The organism is Pseudobacteriovorax antillogorgiicola, assembly GCF_900177345.1.
GTDB classification, from domain to species: Bacteria; Bdellovibrionota_B; Oligoflexia; order Oligoflexales; family Oligoflexaceae; genus Pseudobacteriovorax; species Pseudobacteriovorax antillogorgiicola.
Map to the genome: position 1 here is coordinate 72,516 of NZ_FWZT01000018.1, position 19,477 is coordinate 91,992.

At 46.2% G+C, this 19,477-nt stretch carries 18 protein-coding genes; 5 read left to right on the forward strand and 13 right to left on the reverse strand.

What is annotated here, in order from left to right:
- Window positions 1-100: 100 nt before the first annotated feature.
- The 10 genes from B9N89_RS21145 to B9N89_RS21190 all read right to left on the reverse strand — a co-directional run bounded on the left by B9N89_RS21145 (window position 101) and on the right by B9N89_RS21190 (window position 11,185).
- On the reverse strand, window positions 101-742 hold the full coding sequence (locus B9N89_RS21145) for an NrsF family protein (protein WP_132322354.1): 642 nt from the start codon (window positions 740-742) through the stop codon (window positions 101-103).
- Entirely contained in the window at window positions 732-1,283 is a 552-nt protein-coding gene (locus B9N89_RS21150) for an RNA polymerase sigma factor (protein WP_132322352.1), read from the reverse strand. Before B9N89_RS21150 ends, B9N89_RS21145 begins: the two co-directional genes overlap by 11 nt.
- Before the next feature lie 191 nt (window positions 1,284-1,474).
- Entirely contained in the window at window positions 1,475-2,551 is a 1,077-nt protein-coding gene (locus tag B9N89_RS21155) for a bifunctional methionine sulfoxide reductase B/A protein (protein ID WP_132322350.1), read from the reverse strand.
- Between the two features lie 192 nt (window positions 2,552-2,743).
- A complete protein-coding gene (locus tag B9N89_RS21160; RefSeq protein WP_132322348.1) occupies window positions 2,744-3,259 on the reverse strand; it encodes a hypothetical protein in 516 nt (171 codons plus the stop codon).
- A gap of 244 nt (window positions 3,260-3,503) precedes the next feature.
- Complete coding sequence (locus B9N89_RS21165; RefSeq protein ID WP_132322346.1) at window positions 3,504-4,901, reverse strand: carbohydrate porin; 1,398 nt, start codon at window positions 4,899-4,901, stop codon at window positions 3,504-3,506.
- Between the two features lie 280 nt (window positions 4,902-5,181).
- Window positions 5,182-7,203 carry an Hpt domain-containing protein gene (locus tag B9N89_RS21170; protein ID WP_327355771.1) on the reverse strand — a complete coding sequence of 674 codons (2,022 nt, stop codon included), beginning with the start codon at window positions 7,201-7,203 and terminating at the stop codon, window positions 5,182-5,184.
- 15 nt (window positions 7,204-7,218) lie between these two features.
- On the reverse strand, window positions 7,219-8,031 hold the full coding sequence (locus B9N89_RS21175) for a hypothetical protein (protein ID WP_132322342.1): 813 nt from the start codon (window positions 8,029-8,031) through the stop codon (window positions 7,219-7,221).
- Window positions 8,032-8,240: 209 nt separating this feature from the next.
- Window positions 8,241-9,770 carry a FecR family protein gene (locus B9N89_RS21180; RefSeq protein WP_132322340.1) on the reverse strand — a complete coding sequence of 510 codons (1,530 nt, stop codon included), beginning with the start codon at window positions 9,768-9,770 and terminating at the stop codon, window positions 8,241-8,243.
- A gap of 145 nt (window positions 9,771-9,915) precedes the next feature.
- Window positions 9,916-10,461, reverse strand: coding sequence for a hypothetical protein (locus tag B9N89_RS21185; protein ID WP_132322338.1), 546 nt, complete (start codon window positions 10,459-10,461; stop codon window positions 9,916-9,918).
- A 163-nt stretch (window positions 10,462-10,624) separates the two neighbouring features.
- Complete coding sequence (locus B9N89_RS21190) at window positions 10,625-11,185, reverse strand: hypothetical protein (protein WP_132322336.1); 561 nt, start codon at window positions 11,183-11,185, stop codon at window positions 10,625-10,627.
- Window positions 11,186-11,520: 335 nt separating this feature from the next.
- Here B9N89_RS21190 and B9N89_RS21195 point away from each other — a divergent pair, with 335 nt between their 5' ends.
- From B9N89_RS21195 to B9N89_RS21205, 3 genes are all read left to right on the forward strand, one after another.
- Complete coding sequence (locus B9N89_RS21195; protein ID WP_132322334.1) at window positions 11,521-12,354, forward strand: DUF4423 domain-containing protein; 834 nt, start codon at window positions 11,521-11,523, stop codon at window positions 12,352-12,354.
- Window positions 12,355-12,814: 460 nt separating this feature from the next.
- Window positions 12,815-13,087: a hypothetical protein gene (locus B9N89_RS21200; protein ID WP_132322332.1), complete on the forward strand. Its 273-nt coding sequence runs from the start codon at window positions 12,815-12,817 to the stop codon at window positions 13,085-13,087.
- Window positions 13,088-13,149: 62 nt separating this feature from the next.
- On the forward strand, window positions 13,150-13,851 hold the full coding sequence (locus B9N89_RS21205; protein WP_132322330.1) for an ABC transporter permease: 702 nt from the start codon (window positions 13,150-13,152) through the stop codon (window positions 13,849-13,851).
- A gap of 29 nt (window positions 13,852-13,880) precedes the next feature.
- Here the strand turns inward: B9N89_RS21205 and B9N89_RS21210 are convergent, their stop codons facing one another.
- The 3 genes from B9N89_RS21210 to B9N89_RS21220 form a co-directional block, all read right to left on the reverse strand.
- Entirely contained in the window at window positions 13,881-14,297 is a 417-nt protein-coding gene (locus B9N89_RS21210; RefSeq protein WP_132322328.1) for a hypothetical protein, read from the reverse strand.
- Between the two features lie 57 nt (window positions 14,298-14,354).
- Window positions 14,355-14,891, reverse strand: coding sequence for an Hsp20/alpha crystallin family protein (locus B9N89_RS21215; RefSeq protein ID WP_132322326.1), 537 nt, complete (start codon window positions 14,889-14,891; stop codon window positions 14,355-14,357).
- A 254-nt stretch (window positions 14,892-15,145) separates the two neighbouring features.
- A complete protein-coding gene (locus B9N89_RS21220) occupies window positions 15,146-15,790 on the reverse strand; it encodes a hypothetical protein (protein ID WP_132322324.1) in 645 nt (214 codons plus the stop codon).
- A gap of 480 nt (window positions 15,791-16,270) precedes the next feature.
- Between B9N89_RS21220 and B9N89_RS21225 the strand changes: the two genes are divergently transcribed.
- Both B9N89_RS21225 and gspD read left to right on the forward strand, forming a co-directional pair.
- A complete protein-coding gene (locus B9N89_RS21225; protein ID WP_132322322.1) occupies window positions 16,271-17,218 on the forward strand; it encodes a c-type cytochrome in 948 nt (315 codons plus the stop codon).
- A 162-nt stretch (window positions 17,219-17,380) separates the two neighbouring features.
- Entirely contained in the window at window positions 17,381-19,384 is a 2,004-nt protein-coding gene (gene gspD, locus B9N89_RS21230; RefSeq protein ID WP_132322320.1) for a type II secretion system secretin GspD, read from the forward strand.
- The last annotated feature ends 93 nt before the right edge of the window (window positions 19,385-19,477 follow it).

Sequence of the window (19,477 nt, forward strand, 5' to 3'; positions counted from 1 at the left end):
AGGCATTTAGCCTTTGCCTGATTTGGCCAGGCAGCCAATAAACTTAACGGTAGGATTCATGAAAAACCTTAGTGAATCCTTATTTTATCATTAATTATAGTTATTTACTGAGTCGTAGGACGGTGGCGCCGATGATAATAAACGCTATGACAGGAGAAAAATGGAATTGAAGGATATGAATAGGGTCGTACATGCATGCAATGTGCATCAAGCTTGCTACAGGCAAGGATGAACTCAAGCCAAGAATGGTGCCTGTGAGCGCTGGTCGCAACGGATAGCCTCGCCTTACGAAATGGAGCCCTGCGAGAAACAAGGGAATGCTTATTAGGATAGTTTCTTGGAAGCACCACGGCCGCTTACCGATCATAGATATCTCAGCAGCTGGTGTGTAGAGGCTATACATTAGGCTAATGGTAAGTAATCCTAAGCCGATCAGCGGCCCCCAAGAGATCCAAGACTTCTGAGAGACGCGGCCTGGCCTGACTAGGAGGCAGAGGCTCACGATGCCAAGTACCGGGAGGCAAAGACCCAATAGAAGCTCCCAGGTGAATCGTGGGTGATTTAGACTAATTTGATACCAATCAGCTCGGAATGGGCCTTTTAACAGCATGATTGCAATTGCAGCAAAATAAATTAATACAGCCCACTGCATCACCATGGTCCTTGGCGTTGGGATGCTTTTTACCTGGGAAAGATCTTTTACCAGATCGTCAATAAGTTTTTGGGAGTCCCTATGATTCATGTAGAAGGTGCTCCAATTTCGTATAAAGCATTTTATAACCACGGCTGCAGCGAGTTTTTACATTGGCAATGCTCAAGTTTAGTTGCTTTGCTGCTTCCTCCACAGTGTGGCCCTTGATCTTTGTCAGCGTGATGCAGTCGCGATACTTTGATGGTAGTTTGCTTAAAGCAGCTCTCACGAGCTCTGTTTGGTCATTATAGGAGTCCTCACGTTCAACAATCGACGGAAGCTTATCGATATCGTCAACATCCTTGAATTTTTGAGTCTGTCGTGAAGCCTTGCGTATATGGTCTACCATCTTGTAGCGGGCTATAGCAAACATCCACGCATTAAAGCTCTGCTGACCATCATAGCTGTGTCGAGCCTTATGAACGGCCAATAGTGTTTCTTGAACAATATCATCGGTCATACCGAGAAAGCCCACACGGCTTTCTATAAACCCAGTTAGCATCGGAAGTAAATCTTTGAGTAGCATGTTGTATGCTTCTGTGTCTCCGTTCTGCGCGCGAACCATAAGAGAGCCGCGGGAGGTAGAATCCATAATCTTCCTGAGTTCAACATTTTATACCTCCTTATTGTAGCAGAAAGCCATCTAGGATTTGATCCCTAGTGCCTAGTCGATTGAAAGCCTCGGCGTTGTTGACTTTGTCACTCGCTCGTCACCGTACCCAGCACGTACCGTCTCCTAGCTCACTCCTTGTCGCCTAGCCGAGAATTCAACTTGACTAGGCACTAGCTTTTTAATGCGGCCTTCCAAATCTCTTCCAATCGCTGATCACGTCCACAACTATAGCGGTAGTATTTGTAACGAACTGGATTTTTCTTATAATAGTCTTGGTGATAGGACTCAGCTGGCCAAAACTTATCCAAAGCTCGAATTTCGGTATAAATTTTAGTTCCTAGATGTTTAGCAACCTTACCTTTAGTGCTCATTGCGATCTGTTTTTGCTCGTCATCATGGTAGAAAATCGCAGTTCTGTACTGGCTACCTTTATCACAAAACTGCTGATCGTCGACAGTAGGATCGATGGTTGTCCAGAAGTAGTGGATCAAATCGCTGGTACTAACTTTTGAAGAATCATAGGTGACCTGCACCACTTCTGTGTGTCCTGTGCGCCCAGAAGATACTTGCTTGTAACTAGGGTTCTGGACACTTCCGCCAGCATAGCCAGATACAGCTTTGATAACCCCCTCTTTCTTTTCAAAGTCTTTTTCAGTGCACCAAAAACAGCCTCCTGCCACAGTTATGGTTTTTATGGAAGACTCGCTACCAGATTTTTTCATGTTCGGTGCGGGGGCAGCAGCGGGTGTATCGTTTGCCGCAAAAAGATTCGCAAACTGACCGTAGCCACGGGACACCAGCTTTTCCTTTGGAATAAATTCCATTGCCGCAGAGTTGATGCAATACCTCAAGCCAGTGGGCTCAGGGCCATCATCGAATACATGTCCCAAGTGGGAATCAGCGCCTTTCGATCGCACTTCGGTGCGGGTCATAAAAAGGCTTCGATCGACCTTTTCTACAACATTATCCTTGATGAGTGGCCTTGTAAACGCAGGCCAACCGCTGCCTGACGCATACTTATCTTTCGAAGAGAATAGAGGTTCTCCAGAGACGATGTCTACGTAGATACCGTCTTTCTTGTTATCCCAGTACTTATTTTTAAAGGGCTTCTCGGTGCCATCTTCTTGAGTCACATAATACTGTAGAGGGCTCAGCTTACTGCGCAAGGTAGCGTCATCTGGCTTTTTAGCAAATACGCTTAGGCTAGTGCCTGCGAAAAGGGTTAGCAATAGATATGTTCGTAGCATGAATCACTCCTTATTGGTCGGGTCATCGACTGATCACATTTAGGAGTTCGTCCGAGAGATCGTGAAGGTTACAAGAAATGTTGAATGGCGATTTATATTTAATCATCTAATATTATTGGAAGTATTGACTAAGAGGCCTTAACTTAGGCTGGAGCAGAATAAAAAAACTGCCCAGCCTTAGCCTGCTGGCTGCTAGATTCGGCCTTTCAAGACAAAATCTACTCCAACGTGAGTGGCATCTTTACCGCAGAGACGAACAGCGTCCTCGGTTTCTACCATGAATGTGAGGTGGTGTGGACGGCCCCAGTAGAGGTAGTCATTGAATGAGAGAGCTTCGTCAAGTTTCGCCTGACCCTTGCTGCAATCTGTTCCAGCTTTAATGCTATAGGCAACTGATTCTACGATTTCAGATGTGTAAGCAGCGTTGTCTGCAAACAACAGAGCACTGTAGCGACACTCCTCACCGTTTTCCATAAAAGTCGCCTTAAGTAGAGCATTGTCCAGGCTGTAATCTGTGGTGAGGGTTTCAAACTTCACATCAAATTGTGCAAATGGCTCAGGGGCTTCAACTAACACGTCGCGGGCGTCCTCGCAGATGTATCCAGTTGCTGCGGCTAGCCATCGCTCGCCAGGAAGGGTTAGGTCCTGAGAGGCAAGGCCGGAAACCGAAGACATTGCGAATAGGGATAGGATCACTCGTTTATACATGGAGAACTCCTCCAAAAAGGTTAATTATGTAGGATGGATAATCCTAAATGAAAATGATAACGACAATCAATATTATATTCGATGAGCTGTCAATAGCTAGTTTTGTGGAGATGACGAGGGTGATGTCAAATCAAGTTGTAGCTGGGTTTTCGGGAATATTAAAGATATTAAAAAGGGCTCTATGGGGGTGGCCATAGAACCCTAAACTATGCAGGATTATAGCAGTTCTCTGCAGCTTAGCAGCTTACCAGGCAACGTCCACCTGGACGCCGTAAGTATTGCCAGAGCCTCGCTCACCGTAGAGAGCGGATCCCTTGTCGCCAGGGTAATTAGCATCTTTATCCCAGCTTGCACGGGTTGCATAGAGTCGAAACTCTGCGGCACCAGGCATAGATTTGATCTGCGGGCGGATCACTGTACCGAAGGTGCCTTTGTTCAAAGTGTGTGGCTCGGTGTAATCATCGCGTTCTTGCATGGTGTGGGCTAGATCGATTACAAAGGACCAATGCTTGTTGATGAAATACTGGGGCTTTAAACCGATGGAGTAATTGTAGCCATCGACCGCCTCATAGCCAGTTACATTGCCATCGTCATCAGTTTGCTCTTGAGCAATATCTGTGACCTCAGAATAGAGTGCGCTAATATTGAAGTTCAATTCATCTGGTATCAGTTCAAGGCCAACTTCATTGATAACACGAAAGCTTGTTGCTTCTTCTCTGGCTTCCCATTCTGTCTGCGTCAAGCCAAAGCCAGAGTAGCTCAAGTGGCCAGCACCAATGTGGTAGTCCGCCCCTTGACCAAAAAGGCCGGTCCCATAGCCGATGTACGCACGGTTGGAAAAGGCTCCGTAGTACTCCGAAAACAGGGCGAATAGGTTGCCTTGTGCTCGCTCGTAAGACTCATCGGAATCCCCATAGGCATCCTTGGCTCCAGTTCTTTGATGAAGGTAAATAAAATCGATCGGTAGAGCACCAATCTGAGTCGAGTAACGAGCATCAAAGGTGTTGTAACTGGGGCCCGCTTGAACGCTCGTATTTCCAGCTTCGTCCTCCACCTCACGGTTCTCGATCCGGCGCATCACAGCAAGATGCAGCTTACCGGGGCCTACTTCGATATCATAGACGCCAAAGCCATTGCCGTTGTTATTAAGGGTGAAGATATCACTTTGATAGAACATCAGGCGTCGATACCAGCGCCGCCCGGCCCAGATAATCGAACCCCGACCAACAACATTTCCCATTTCGACGTAGGTGTTGGGGAACTGAAAGATCGTTTCATTGCCTGTTGAAAGGCGACCAGGGTCATCGGAAGTTACCGCCTCTTCGGAACGGTCTCCAGCATAGAATAGTTGGCCAGTAACGTTCAAAGTTACCCATGGCTGGGAGTTGTTAGGGCTGCCAAACAAATAGCTTTTGCCAACAATCTCTAGAAGGTTGTCGCACTCATTGCCGAATCGGCCTGGGTTGCCGATCGCGGAGACATTTTCGCGGTAGCAAACCCCCTTGGTCATTCCCTCGCTATAGTTGGTCCCAGTTCGAAGGTAGCCATTAAACTCGAATTCACCGGCGCCCCATGCTGCAGTAGTAAGCCACAGCGCGCCAGAAAGCACGGAGAATAGACCTCTCCCCATAGAATATCTCATCTTGATCTCCCTCTTGAAAGTGTGTATCTGCTCGGTTTTGGCAGAGAACTGCCTATTTAATTTGACCTGCCGTAGGGCGTTGCACTTTCATAGCCGGGATTGACGAGTCTAGTAAAGATAAGAGGGCGGGTGTCTAAACCAAAGCGTAGAAAAACGATCTTAAAATGTTATTTTAGCCGTAAACCGGGCCTTGACCGACTACTCATTGTGTGCAGCGGGCTTAGGTTTTGCCATTTTGAATCATGTTGTCTTGGCTTCAATAATGGCAAAGGTCCTTGGTCTAAGCTGCGGTAGCGTTGCCTTGGGAGCTGATGATATCAAAATAGGTTTCAGGCAAGGTTAAAATGAACTTGCAGGGTACGAAACCAAGGGCTTTAGAGTCCGGAGCAGCATCGATCCAAAGATCAATTTGGGCATTGTGATCTTCAAGGAAGCCTCGCATGGCGTCCATCCCAACACCTCGACCCGAGATTTCTGAAACCTCTCGTTTGGTCGAGAAACCAGGGTGGAATATGAACTCGCCAATTTCAAGGGCACCATAGCTTTCATTGCCTTGGATAAGCCCCTTGCGAATGGCTGTTTTCTTGATAAGTGGCAAGTTGAGTCCAGCTCCATCATCCCAGTATTCCAGCTTTAATTGGCCATGCTCAAGGTACATCTTAATATTGAGTTGTCCTTGGGCTTCCTTGCCATGATTCTGGCGAAAATCAGGAAGCTCGATACCGTGATCCAGGGAGTTACGGAACATATGGGTAAAAACTCTGATCATAAGCTCCTGAGCAGGCTTCGTGAAAGAAATTCCAGGATCTTCGATACGAAGTATCGGATTCGCTTTTCCCAAGTCGCTGGCAATTTTACCAAGGCTGTGGATTTGCTCTTCAAGAACTTTGTTGAGAGGGTTATATACCAAGTTATTAAACAGCTGTTTCAAATCGATAATGAGGTCTCTATCCCCATCCTGAAAGCTTTCGAGATCCATTCTACTTAGTCTTGCCATATTCTCTTCCACGATATCGCGGTCGATAATGATAGCATCCGTCTCTTCTTGACTGCGGCCAAGTTTTTCTGCATTGATGCGAGCATAGATCTCGATCATCTTTTCTACAGCATCAAGATCTTGGAACAACTTGTCCTGATTCCAGTTGGTATCATGCTGATCACGAAGCTGCTGGTAGTAGGTTTCTGTATCATGAGCCAATGCTGCCAGTTCATCGAATGAGAATGATCGCGCTGCTCCCTTCAGGGTGTGCATGTTGCGGAACATCTTGGTCAATGCTTCGCGATCGCCTGCAGACGACCGAGCCACTGCTTCTCTGTTTTCAGTGATAAATTCCCTACAGGAGATAATAAAGGAGTCGAACTTTGCGATGGGGACATTGATGATCTCACTGATGAGCTTCAGTTCGTTTTGCCTCTGTAATGACTCTTCTTGTAGGGTCCGAAGGCTTGTAACATCTTTGATAGCAACCAAAAATTTATCAATCAATCCTTGATCGTCTTCAATAGGATTCCAATCGATTTCATAGGTGCGTACGCTACTTCCTATCTGGCGCTTGAACTCGTGGGTTAGGAGGTGAGCGTTGGCTTCAAAAGCGATAGGGTCCTCGCCAATTGCTGCATGAAGTGTTGAATGCATCTGACTCTTTAGATCGCTGGAAATTTGGCTATCCTGAAATATGAGGTCCACCAACCTTTGTCCTGCAATATCTTGGCTACCAGCAATCTGTTCCATATGTTTCGAGTACTCGGAACTCACCTTGACCTGCTCTCCTTCAACTAGGCAGATCCCTTGCTGAATATGAGTCATAATCGAACGAATCTCACGAGTTTTTTCATCCACAATAGCATCGAGATTGATAATATGGTCTTCAAGCTGCCGATTCAATCTCTTAATTTTTTTCTGGCCTATTTCTACATCACGGAAGGCTTTCGAAAAAATAGTCGCTAAAACCACAGATTGGCTAAAGACAAGAGCATAGATTCCAAAACCTATAATGTAGCTAGTATTAATCAGCCTTGCTGAGTGTAAGATATCGTTGATTACGGTTGCTGTTAGCAGGATACATCCAGCTATCATGACCAAAGCCCCAGGACGACGGTGAAATACTGCCTTTGCAAGCCCATAGAAACCAACCACGATACACAATAAAGTGAAAACTTGAAATGGAGCAACAGTTTGCGAATAAATTTTTAAGGGCGTTGCGAGGCATATAATCCAGAAAATTGAAGATATAGCTAGGCCTGTTTGAAAAAGCTTCTTAGAAAAATCTTGTGGAAAGAGTGTATAGAGGAACCACATGATACAAGGAACGGAAAGCTAGAAAGTTAGGTATTCAGCGAATTTTAAGGCAAAATAGTCCGCCCCAAAGTAGCGATGCATAAGCAAGCCATCATTGGTAGAAATGACACGCATAAGGACCAATGAAAGATACACACCTAAAGCTAAAGCTGAAGTGTTTTGACGTCTAAGAGCGAACAACACAAAATGATAGAGCGCCATGACAAACATACAACTTGCGAGGAACGAGTCCAGAGCGACGCGATTGATTTCGTCTGCTGCAAGAGTATCCCGTTTACCAATTACAATTGGGTTCCAGAATCCAACATCAGAATTGAGAAAGCCAGAAAGGTTAAAGACCATCTCTAGTTCAGAGCTTGTTGTTTCAATATCAATGTTTGGGAATCCGGCTTTTGCCACGGTGGTTGCTGCACTTTTACCAGGTATACCTTGGGACAGCAGTGCTTCACCGTTTAGCCAAAGTTTATAGGCAACCGGAACTTCCCGAGAAAAATAGCCCAGGGGAGGGTGATTTTCTGGGAGGAGAACTTTAACGCGAAATGTCGCGTAGCTATCTGGGTGCAGTTCGATTCCGTTGAATTCAAAGTTCATCACTGAAGGAATAGTAAGAAATCCTGTCGGTGTCTCCGCAGCCAAATCTTGAGGCTCTAACATCTTCATCCAATAAAACTCGAATTCACCTTTAATATCCACGGTAGGGTTCGCCTCGAAATCCCAATGACGAAGATCAATCACGCCCTGCTTGGCGGTGGGAACGTCTTTGGCGAAAACCTGCGTTGAACCGAATAGCAACGATAATAGAACAAGCAGCGAGCTGAAACCCCATTGCATCAAGAAGCCTCCCATGTTTAAGACGCTTCATGTTTCGGTACTAGTGAATTAATATTAACGCTTATTTGGGATGTAATAATCACTACGCGCGAACTGACGAGTTTTAAACTGCCTTTACTACGAAAATACGTGGCCGTAAGATTCTATTTCACGGTGAAAGCGCTGGCTTTCATTGTAAGTTGTTGCAATTAAAATCAAAAATTCGTGATCTAGGGGCTGGTCCATGCAAAACCCAGGCTTGCAAAGGCTAGATTCAGAACGGGAGAATACTCTGCGCTCAGGTCCCGTGCCTGAACTTTCAATTGAACTTGGCTAGCTCCGTAACCCATGTAAAACTCTAGGCGACTGAATAGGTTGATCGTGATTTTGCCTTCGAGCATGGGCACAAGAGGGAATATTAAGGAGTAGGTACGATTCACATTACTGGGACTATCGTCATACTGGATGATAAGTTGCTGAACATCGATAAGCGCCACTCCCACTCCAATACTGATCCGATCCCAAGGCGTGGTTCGTAGCCCTGCACCAAAAGCGAGATGAAAGTATTCTGAGTTGAGCGCGTCAGGCTTGTTCAAACCAAAGTAGTCATTCATTCCGTCTGCGATCCAGTCTCCCCTTGCCATGTTAAGGGATAGGTACAGGAAATCCCAGGGGCGCACTTCGAGTTCAAGGGATCCGCCGCCGCCATAGAGCGATTTTCCATTTGTAAAGCGACCATAGAGGCCTGCGGCTCCCAGTCTGTAGCTAAAAGTTTGGTTGATAGGTGCCTTAGTGCTAGTCTTTGTTGCTGTGGGAGGAGTAGGGTCCTTTGTTGGAAGCTCATCGAGGATCGGTTGGATCTCATCCCCTAACAGCTCGTCTTGATCCGTCTGTAGGTCTAGGCCAACAACCATTTGTTCGATGTCGCCGATATCCTGGATGTAGCTCGTGAGCCTTTCAAAATCTTCACTTTGGACAAGTTGCGCTTCGAAGGATCGACCTTTTGCGATATAGTTAGCAGCTTGTTCGGCTCCCATGACCAACTCCAGGCTTTGAATTTCGCTAGCACCTAAGTCATCTAAAACTAGCAGCTTCTGCCCTAGTTCAAGAGTGACACTTCGTTGGGGTTGAAGCTTGACTCGATCCTGCGTCAGACGAATGAGACGCTTAAATTTCTTGATTAAAAAAGCCCTAAGAGAATCCTGAAAGAGGCGCTCACCAGAGGCTGACTCTTCTTGAATTTCCAGGCTTGTTCCAAAGTTGAAAATTTCGATTTTCTTGCCCGTTTTTTGAATGAGGTAATCCACTTCGTCAGCTTCTATCAGCAAACGGCTAACTCTGCAGTCTAAAGCTCCCAAATCAGGTTGTGCGTAGACTCTAGCTATGCCCTCATGAAGTAAGAGCCTGGGATGGATCCCCTGCTGATTCTTCATTTTTTGAAAGCTTGGGACAAACTGAACTCGGGTCTTAGGGCCGATATCAGCGAGGAGTTGATTCTGACCTTGGATTTTTACGCGACTATTCTCCTCTGTGACAACAACTTCCCCAAAGTAAATGGGTGTTCCGATCTGGATAGGGCTAGGGGTCCAGCTATAACCCTGAAACTGATTGGCTTGTATAGAGTTGGAGCTACCACCAGCTTTGGGGTAGCGTAGGATCATGGCCTGACCCTCGATACTCTCCACGGTGGCAAAAGGCTTTGGAGCCCCGAGCAGGCATGGGGAGACGAACATGATGGCTAGCAAAATAGCGAAGTTCATGTGAAAACCAAAGTCAAGTCATCTAGATGACTGGTATCGGCAAGTTTCTCATGGCACTAAAGCTCGATCGCTGTTGATCGAACTTTTATATAATGATTATGGATGATTATAGAGGAGGGGAGCCGTGAATGCGGCTCCAAACCCTTTAGTAAGGGCGAAGGTAGCCGATGGCAGTTGTGTAACCTTTTCGTCCCCAAGTCGCTTGGCCTGTTGCTAGGTCTAGCTCCATCCATAGTTCGGCACCTTGCCATTCCCAATTCATCCTGATAGATCCATTTTCTAGGGAATCATAGGTCATGTAGTAATCGCCTGCCTCAAGGTGCAACCAACCACTCGTCTCATTGAGATCCATGCTGCAGCTTTGCCACTCGTCGCTGCTGTCTTGAATTTCACAAGCCATGTCTTCAACTTGCTGGTCTCTACTTAAGAAGATAGGGGCAGGCTCGGCAGGCTCGGCTGCTTCCGATGGTGTGGTGAGATCATCAGGTTCTTCAATTAAATCTACTTCTTCGTTAGGAACATCTGTCGAGGGCTCTTCAAAGCCTTGATCCAATTCTGATTCGTCGTCGGTATTGGTCTGGCTTTCCACTAGTTTGTCGGCAAAGCGATTGGCATCAAAGCCACAGGCACCGGTTACTAATGAAAGAGAGATGAGGCTGGCGATTGTAAGTACTGTTTGATGTGTCTTCATGTCTTGACTCCTTTGTTCGTGTTGACAAGGGAGAAACTAATGGGGACGCCTCAATCAAACCAGCATAGGAATCTATCGATTTATGATCCGAATTGACCTGAATTAGCACTAAGCTAACCAAGGCGATGAATTTCAAGTCTTTCGATATTCATCGCCCGGAGAGTTAGTTATTCTTAGAACACAGGAAGTTCGCTTTGAGTTGGGGAACGATATCTGAACCTGCAGCAGCAGCAACGCTCACCGCATATCCGGGATCATCAGTTCGTGGTCGCGCGCGGGCCAAGCCAATCTCTTCTCCAGAGACATACCAGTACAAGTAAGAACCTGAAAACTCACTGTTGGTACCGTCTTCGATAACGAAACTATTATCACCTAAGGCATCCTCGGCAGCGGAACCGGCAACAAGAGTTGCGATTTCTGCTCGAAGGACACTCAGAGAAGGAAGTGCGGTACCTTCTCCACAAACAGCATTATCACTGACAACATATTTTACTGGGGTAGATTCTTGGATGACGATATCTGTTTCAGGAGGCGCATCGATTGTGTCTTCAAGCTCGGTATCTTGAACTGCGATATCGGTTTGCTCCTCTACTGGAGTATCGGAAGAAGCTTCTGAAGCTTGGCTGGTTTCTGGTACTAGCTCAAGAGCTGGGCTGCTACGGCGGCATCCGAGACTTATTGTCAGACAAAATGAAATAGTCAAAATCAAATAGTTGGGCTTCATGCTAACCTCTCTATATGTGCGGTGTGACTCACTCTTTCTGCTTCAGAGTCTGCAAGCCCCATTCCAAGTGGCCCGAGTTCCCAACCCTAATAATCCTAGGAGAAATATAATTAATGTATTGATATTATTAGATAATAATGACTGATCTCCCATGTGCAAGCCTGTTTGATTCATTTAAAGCCATGCCTAGAGCTTCTAGAATTGACTAATAATCTGACACTTCACCCCATCGGAGAACTCCTGAGATCCAAAAACTCGACAGAAACGACTAGTTTTGCACGGACATTATCAATAGAATGTGGGGGCAGCTGACTAAAACGAATGCGAGACATGCCTTGAATATCTATGTGGAACGGGATTACCGGACGATCCTAAAGCAATTGATTGAAGAAAAGAAGAAAATTGATAATCGAGCTAGTTTCCAAAACTTAGCTGAAACTATCAGGGTTCCAAAATCCTATGTGTCGAAGGTGATGAACGGCAGGGCCGATTTTAGTGCCGATCAAATCTTTCTTTGCTGCCACTATTTCAATTTAGACCAGACCGAATCCAGGTATTTGGATCTACTGGTTGAAATCGAACGGAGTGCATTGCAACAGAGAAAAGATTCCCTAGCAAAGCAGGCTGAGGCAGTTCGAAAGCCTTTTTTGAATACTGAGTCAAATATAGAAGTCGATTCCGCAGATCGCGAAATTGAGTCCAATATTGAGGATTATTACCTGAATCCAGTGAATCTTTTGATTCATCAATGCCTGTCCATTGATCGTTACCGATTGAACATTGCCCTCCTCTACAAGGATATCAATCTGCCCCCACAAACTATAGATCGCTCATTACAGGATTTGTTGAGACTAGGTATCGTGGAGAAGCAAGGAGGGCACTATAAGGCGGTTATAAATAACATTCATCTCTCCCAAGATCATAAGTTCTACCCTGTTTGGCGAGATCAAATGAAACTGCTCACCCAGTCCAGCGTTTTTCATACGTCCCCGGAAGAGAACCGATATTTTTCCGCTATTGCTACCTTCAATAAGGATGGGCGAGATCTACTCATAAAAGCGTTTTTTGATTTTATTAACTCGGTGAAAAGTCAAATTGAGCCGAGCCCCGACGATGATGTTTTCCAGATCAACTTTGACTTCATCCGGTGGACAGAACCGAGGTCCTAAAACCATCGAGAGCTATCCGGCAGGTTCGAATGACTGTGCCGGGATTATCCCCCACTTGTCCATGATATTGTCTGTAAAGAATACTTTGAGTGTCCCACTATATCTTTCCTCTCTATCATAAATTGGTCGATTCTCTAAAAGTTTCGAGTTTTGTGCCTCATGATGCCAAAGTGGGAAGGAGCCACCATATCCCCTTTGACGAGTGAAAAGATACCAATGGCTCATGATCGGCTCAATGAAGTCCATGAGACATAGGGGGACATGGGTTGTAAGTCATTGTAAATAAATATAAAATTGCGCTTGGTGGCGTTCCAAAGGTTTCGCTAAAGCTCCTTAGTTCTCTTGGGATGAACTATCGATTCAAGGTTCACCGGAAGTTAATTTCCTTTCAAATTGGGGCTGATAATTTGGTCTACGGGATTGTATATATGGACTAAGAGGTAGAAGAGAGGAGCCACGCTTGTATCTGAAACAAATTGAAGAACTTTTACTGGGCTTTGAGTCGACCCTGGATCGTTATGACTATGAGAATATCAGTCATTTAGCATCATCAGGCTGTCGTCGGGAAGCTTTGGAGTGCTTGTTACAATGTATACAGGAGCAGAATATTCCAATTAACACTACAACATATGATTCGATTTCCATGATTGCAGAAAAGTATGGTGGCTTTAGATCCGCACTGATAGGCCTGAAAACCAGACTCCACCATCCTCAAATTAGCCTTCTGCCTTAGCCTAGACGCCGGTCCACCATATGCTTTAAAGTGTGAGCATTCGCTAACTTTGAGAGGCAAACATGGAGCAGGTGGCTGAGATTTCATTGGATAGGCTTATGTTGATGAGCCTGCCTTTACTAGCAGTTTGGGGCCTTTACTATAAGTTAAAACTGAAGCACTTAGATTTTTCTGGTGCCTGCCTAAGGATGCTATCGCAGCTGATAGGAATTGGTTTCGTTCTGAGCTTTCTCTTTGAGCTGAACCAACCCTGGTGGACTCTTCTAATCTTTGCTTTCATGTTGAGCATGGCAGCATGGATCGCGACTCGGCCGTTGCCAAAACGCAAATCAGCCTTTAGGGCAATGGCTGTATCTCTCTTGTTTGGCTGCGTGCCAGTTCTATTTTTAGTTGTGGGCTTTGTGCTCCCTGCCGAACCCTGGTACAAGCCAAATCACTTTATACCTCTTGCGGGAATGATTTTGTCTAATGCCATGAATGCCGTTAGTTTGGCAGCAGACAGGCTGGAACGGGAGCTAGAACGGGGATCAGCAGATGCTACATCCCAGGCCTTCGAAACAGCGCTCATACCAACCTTAAACTCCTTCTTCGCTGTGGGCGTGGTGTCTCTGCCAGGAATGATGACCGGCCAGATTCTTTCTGGAGTCAGCCCGCTCATCGCAGTTCGATATCAGATTGTAGTCATGGCCATGGTCATGGGCGCTTCAGGTTTATCGGTCGCGCTATATATTTGGGGGTTAGAGAGGGCTAGGAGTCGTCCCTAGCCCTAAACAGGAAAGCCGAGGGCTCGCGTCTACATGGCGAGATTGCGAGACTGTGGATTGGGGATGCTTTCTTCATCAAGGCCACGGGTGAAGTCGAGGACCTTCTCGAACAGCAAGTCTTGATCTTGCTTGACTTGGATGCGGTACTCGCCCAAAAGAATCTGATCAAGCGGGATGTAGTGGTAAGGAAAGCTGTAAGGTTCTGATAGACAGTCGACAAAAGAGGCAGGTAGATCGACTTCCACCTGGGAGCCCTGATGATCGATGCTCACCCTTGGGTCACTCAGTTGATCGCAGTAATTGAATTCTCCCGTGATAACGAGAGCCGTGCGGTTTTGTCGGTCGGTGACCGAGTAGACATCACTCACGACACTTTCTTGAGTGGCAAAGCTCTTGCCTGGTATCCCCAAAGCCAGAGCACACAAATAACCAACGAGACGTTTCATAGTTTTTCTCCTTTAGGTCAAGGTTACCTAGGATAGGGGAGGTCGCCCTCCCCACGCTTATGAATTAATCGCCACGTCTTGCTTAGAGTCCTCCTTGTTTCCCAGTAAGTTTCGGATAAATCCTGATTTACCGGTACCGATTTCGATCTTCTTAGGCTTGGCAAGATCAGATTTCGGCAATGTCAGGTGGAGCACACCGTTATCGAAACTTGCCTGAATTTGCTCTCCGTTTACCCCATCCGGGATGCGGAACGATCGTTGTATTTTGCCAATGCGTCGCTCGACGCGATGGGCCTTAGAGTCTTGGGTACTTGCCTCATGCTTGCGCTCGGCTGTAACCGTTAGTAAACCGTTGTTAGATTCGACATTGATGTTGTCTTTCGAAACTCCTGGCAAATCCATGCTTAAATAGAAGCCATTTTCAGACTCATGGATGTCACAAGGTGCTAGATCGGACATGTTGCCCTGGAGCATTCTTGTTGGAGCGAGAGCGCGATTCATGTCGTCGAAGATTTGATCAAACTCTCTGGTCCAGTCGGAGAAGGCGGTCCAGGGAGAGCCTAGATCGTTGTTTCGTAATGCTAAGCGAACCATAACGTACCTCCTATAAAGCTTGATGTTTCAAATCCTGAGGGGTGTTTCCCTCTCGCTCCTAATCTGAGTTTGCTTTCGAAAGAGTCAAGGGACTCACATTAATTTTTTTCTTGATAGAAAGAAAAGTAGCGAAAATTTCTATCAAAGTTTTCGCTACTTACTCGCAGAGAAAAAAAATTGGATTATTCCCTCTGCGAAATTTTCTCTTAGTGTGAAGGCAAATGTTTACCTGCTCCGATTTCAGGCAAGTGATCCTAGCGATAGTTATCCTGTAGGGGAAACTCTTGGCAGTTGTTTTCATCATTGAAGCATAGACTCACCGAGAATATCGATGGTTCGCTTGATTCCACTAAGAAACCTTTTCGGATGGGAAGGTTTCGAGGGACAGCGATGGAGCTGCCAAGAATTGATTCGCCGAAGGCGTAGACTTGGGCGTCGCCATACTGTCTTTCTTCATAGGAGTCGTTTATATCTGCTGCGGCATCGTAGCTACTTGCTACGGATACTGTTGCCAAGCCTGCATTCATAACATTGGCGTCCCCTGTAAGCACTGCTACAAACCCGAGGCCTACCGCTGCTAATACTCCCATCTTACGGTTATGGGTGTCTTGCTTCTTTGCTTCAGCCCAGGCGTTCATCAGGTCTTGAGACTCAGAGTTTTTTACCAGTTTGGTGCTTGGATCATCAAAGCGGATTCCTGCAAGTTTGAAACGAATGGTTTCAGTTCCGTGGTTTTCGAAGGTGCAGACGATGCCGCGAAAGCCATCGATCTCAAGTGATTCGTTAACTGCACAGCTTGCTCCTAGAGTGGGGATAGGAGTGCTCTGCTCCGGGGTGATATGGGTGGTTGTGCACGAAACAGCTAAGGCGATTAGAGTGATGATAGAAATGGGTTTCATCGGTATCTCCTGAAAATATTGTTTGCCATCACATGGGCAAATCCTAAAAGCAGAAAGTGTTCCAAGCCTATACCAATGATAAGACGGGTCTTTTTAAATTATTGGTCCTTGGACCCTTTGTTCTAAAGCCCTACCTTGTGCTCTCGTGAACACAGCTGTTGCTGGTTCGCTAGCTTAAAAGCCTCCTGCAATGGAAAAAAATCTACCAGATCCCAACTGTTAGCAAGCGAGTGTCAGTATTGAGCCTTAGAAACATCATGAGAAAAGCGTTGAACTTATGAAAGAATGAGTCATTCTTATCAGCTACCTTATTTGGGTTCGTTCCTGCCAACTCCGGTGAGAGCGCTCAGTGAACAATTTACCCACCCTCTTCGTGCCGAATATTTTCATTAAAAACAGTAGGATATCGTGCACACGCAGTTCGGTATGTGTCTTGCTTTAGTTGGTTTATACAAAAACTAAGGGAACAGGAGAACGACCATGAAAAAAGTAGGGATTGTTTACGGCTGCGCACTGCTATTAAGTTCAATAACCGTATCATCATGTCAAAAAGATTCGAGTCAGAGTGGGGATGTTGAGGTCCAAGGGCCAAGCGAGCCAGCCCAAGGAGGTGATAGTGTTGCCGGAGGTCAAAGTCCTTCGTCAGATGGTCCAGCCTTTAGCGAATTCAAGGATCAGGTGCTAAAAGAGTGTCAAGATAGCCTTGGCTTGTTCGCAAGCGAGATTGTTTACACTGGATTTGATGGCACCAATGAATTCCAATCACCTTTGTGGACAAGCTCCTCATGTAAGATCGAAGCTGACATAGAAGCGGCTGAAGGTCGCTACACCTCAGCCCAGATGCGAGAGTTGTTTGAAGGTATCGTTGAGATTAGAGATCTTGAAACTCTTGCCGAAGGTAAAACCTTTCAAGTCAGTTTTGGAACGGCTGGGATTTTTAGCTGGGACGAGGCGGCGAGTGCCTTAGAATTTGGTGAATATGGCGCCATCCTTGAGGCCACGGCCGCTGGTGAAAGCGATGTTACAATAACTCTTGGCGAATTGAGCACAACGGTAAAAGTCATTGCTAAAGAATATCAGGCAGCTGATACCAATGCCGGTGAGCAAATCTATGATGGAACGACAGCTGTCGATGGAGTCACTGCCTGTGCTAGTTGTCATCAATCTGCCAACGGGGTTGACCACTCGCCAAACTGGGTTTCTGTTTGTTCTGATGCCGAACTTGCTAGTGCAATCACAACTGGGGAGTATGGCAACAACGATCAGGATGAAGAAGGAATGTGCACAGGCTATAAGCTGTCCGTCGCGCATAGCTGGTCTTTGAATGCAGATCAAGCGAACCAGGTTATCGCTTACCTGAGAACGTTACCACTCCAGCCGGAAGCTGCGAACGAGGAAGAAGAAGCTGACGCTGACGCTGAGGAATAATGAAAATAGAGAGCCAGAAGACCCTGGCTCTCTCATATAGTTAACTTTTCCCTAACTGTCTCAAGGCTGCATTTGTAGCTCAATCCTGGTATCCTCCGGAGTCGTTGCAAGTATTGGTCAATTCAATTTTTTAGAAATGCATTAAACGCCCTTTGGACAACCATGAGATATCTTAAATTACTGCTTATCACCCTTTCCATTTTCAGTAGCCTTGCTGTGTCACAAAGTCGCTCTAGTAAAGACCTCGTTAGTATAGATTTTCCAGAACCGACTGATATTAAGGATGTCATTCGAACGGTAGCTCTATGGACAAACAAGAATGTCATCATGGGCCGGGGTGTCAGAGGAAAAATTCAAATGATCTCTCCCCGGAGGGTGACAAAGGTCGAGGCATATCAAGCATTTTTATCGGCACTTGAAGTTCTCAATTTGACTACGGTTGAAACGGGTAAGGTGATCAAGATTATTCCCAGCCGCAAGGCCTACAAAGAGAATCTACAGATTTACCAAGGCACGAGCTGGGCTCCTCGAACGGATAACATGATCACTCAGATTGTCCCTTTGAAGTATATCAGCGCTCGGCAGATAAGACGTTCGTTGTCCCGGATTATTTCGTCTCGGTCGGTGGTTGCACATGAAGCCACAAACACTCTTATTATAAGCGATACGGGGCACAAGGTACGAAAGATCTTACAGATCATTGAACTTATTGATGTGTCAAGAAAGCAGCCGACAGTAGCGCTTGTCGCGATTCGACATGCGGATGCGAAAACAGTCGCCAAGCAAGTGAACGACATTTTACAAGCTCGATCCAGCGGTAAGCGACGGCGATCCCGCTCCAGACCAAGTCACAAAGTAATGGCAGATGAACGGACTAATTCTGTGATTGTATTTGGACCTACCCAGACTCTAAACGATATCAAAGCTTTGATTCGTAAGTTCGATATTCGCCTGGACTCTCCTGATGGTGGAGCCCAAATTCACGTTCGTTATTTAGATTATGTGGATGCCAAGAAGCTGGCAACCACACTCAGCTCGCTAGTCCAGGGCAACGATAGGAGTCGTTTGAGTCGTCTTCGAAGGAGGAGGATCAGAAGCAGAGACAAAAAAGCTAAAACTGAAAATGAAAGCTCGGTGGCAACCCTTTCATCAGACGTTAAAATTACTGCCGACGAAAGTGCAAACGCCCTAGTGATTAAGGGGACCCGTTTAGAATATCGATTGCTCAATCGTTTGATCCGACAGATTGATCAGAAACGTGCGCAAGTCTATTTGGAAATGGATATTCTCGATATAAAGGTTGGCAATAACTTGCAGTTCGGCACTTCGATTATCACTGGTGAAGGGGAAGACAATCTAGTTTCCTACGGCTGGCAAGGGGGAAAGATCGCTCCTATTGTAGCAGCAGGCCAGGGTGAGAATACCAGTCTAGATACCAGTGCTAAACAATCGATCGCGCAGGCTTTGGGTAAAGACTTTACCCTTGGCATCCTGTCTTCAAGCGAGATAGATATCCCTGGAATCGGTAGCGTAACGCCTGGGGCCTTGATCTCCATGCTCAAGGCAGATGGCACCACTAGGATTCTTTCGTCACCCCATATTCTCACCGTAGAGAATGAAGAGGCCAAGATTGTGGTCGGCAATAAGTTGTTCTTTAAGTCAGCACAAGATTCTGGGGTTCCTGGGGGCGGAGCTGTGGAGAAAGTTGAAGAAGAAGATGCTGATCTCAGCTTAGAAGTGACTCCAAATGTGAGTCATGATGGAAGGTACGTCACTATGAAAATTGATATCGAAGCCAATGAAGGAGCTATCGACCCCTCGACATCCTTGCCCAATATTATCAAACGGCAGACTTCGGTTGGGGTGACGGTGAAGAATGGCCAAACAGCCGTCATCAGCGGCTTAAGGAAGCAGCGAGAGGAACAGAGTTACCAAAAGATTCCGCTCCTGGGTGACATTCCTGTGCTCGGTTGGTTATTCCGTAATACCAATGTCAGTAAGGATGAAACAAGCTTGATGATCACACTCAAACCCCATGTCATCTTTGGAGCTAATGACTTGCAGGCTGTTTATGATAAAAAGCTTGAGGAACGTGCTGATCTACTGAAGGGACTATTTGGTGATGATCCGTGGCTTGACCACCACGCTGCCCGAGAGACTCACTAGCCGTGCAAGGTGCAGGTTCCCCAAAATTCTCGCTTAATCATTGATTGAACCGCCCTCAATAGTCTAGATTTTCCCTAGTCTATATGGGAGGAG

What these genes read in the sequence shown, in the direction of transcription:
- B9N89_RS21205 (WP_132322330.1), top strand. Translation starts at nt 13,150, where the DNA reads ATGGAGCAGGTGGCTGAGATTTCATTGGATAGGCTTATGTTGATGAGC.
- B9N89_RS21185 (WP_132322338.1), bottom strand. Translation starts at nt 10,461, where the DNA reads ATGAAGACACATCAAACAGTACTTACAATCGCCAGCCTCATCTCTCTT.
- B9N89_RS21190 (WP_132322336.1), bottom strand. Translation starts at nt 11,185, where the DNA reads ATGAAGCCCAACTATTTGATTTTGACTATTTCATTTTGTCTGACAATA.
- B9N89_RS21175 (WP_132322342.1), bottom strand. Translation starts at nt 8,031, where the DNA reads ATGCAATGGGGTTTCAGCTCGCTGCTTGTTCTATTATCGTTGCTATTC.
- B9N89_RS21225 (WP_132322322.1), top strand. Translation starts at nt 16,271, where the DNA reads ATGAAAAAAGTAGGGATTGTTTACGGCTGCGCACTGCTATTAAGTTCA.
- B9N89_RS21165 (WP_132322346.1), bottom strand. Translation starts at nt 4,901, where the DNA reads ATGAGATATTCTATGGGGAGAGGTCTATTCTCCGTGCTTTCTGGCGCG.
- B9N89_RS21210 (WP_132322328.1), bottom strand. Translation starts at nt 14,297, where the DNA reads ATGAAACGTCTCGTTGGTTATTTGTGTGCTCTGGCTTTGGGGATACCA.
- B9N89_RS21160 (WP_132322348.1), bottom strand. Translation starts at nt 3,259, where the DNA reads ATGTATAAACGAGTGATCCTATCCCTATTCGCAATGTCTTCGGTTTCC.
- B9N89_RS21220 (WP_132322324.1), bottom strand. Translation starts at nt 15,790, where the DNA reads ATGAAACCCATTTCTATCATCACTCTAATCGCCTTAGCTGTTTCGTGC.
- B9N89_RS21155 (WP_132322350.1), bottom strand. Translation starts at nt 2,551, where the DNA reads ATGCTACGAACATATCTATTGCTAACCCTTTTCGCAGGCACTAGCCTA.
- B9N89_RS21150 (WP_132322352.1), bottom strand. Translation starts at nt 1,283, where the DNA reads ATGGATTCTACCTCCCGCGGCTCTCTTATGGTTCGCGCGCAGAACGGA.
- B9N89_RS21145 (WP_132322354.1), bottom strand. Translation starts at nt 742, where the DNA reads ATGAATCATAGGGACTCCCAAAAACTTATTGACGATCTGGTAAAAGAT.
- gspD (WP_132322320.1), top strand. Translation starts at nt 17,381, where the DNA reads ATGAGATATCTTAAATTACTGCTTATCACCCTTTCCATTTTCAGTAGC.
- B9N89_RS21180 (WP_132322340.1), bottom strand. Translation starts at nt 9,770, where the DNA reads ATGAACTTCGCTATTTTGCTAGCCATCATGTTCGTCTCCCCATGCCTG.
- B9N89_RS21215 (WP_132322326.1), bottom strand. Translation starts at nt 14,891, where the DNA reads ATGGTTCGCTTAGCATTACGAAACAACGATCTAGGCTCTCCCTGGACC.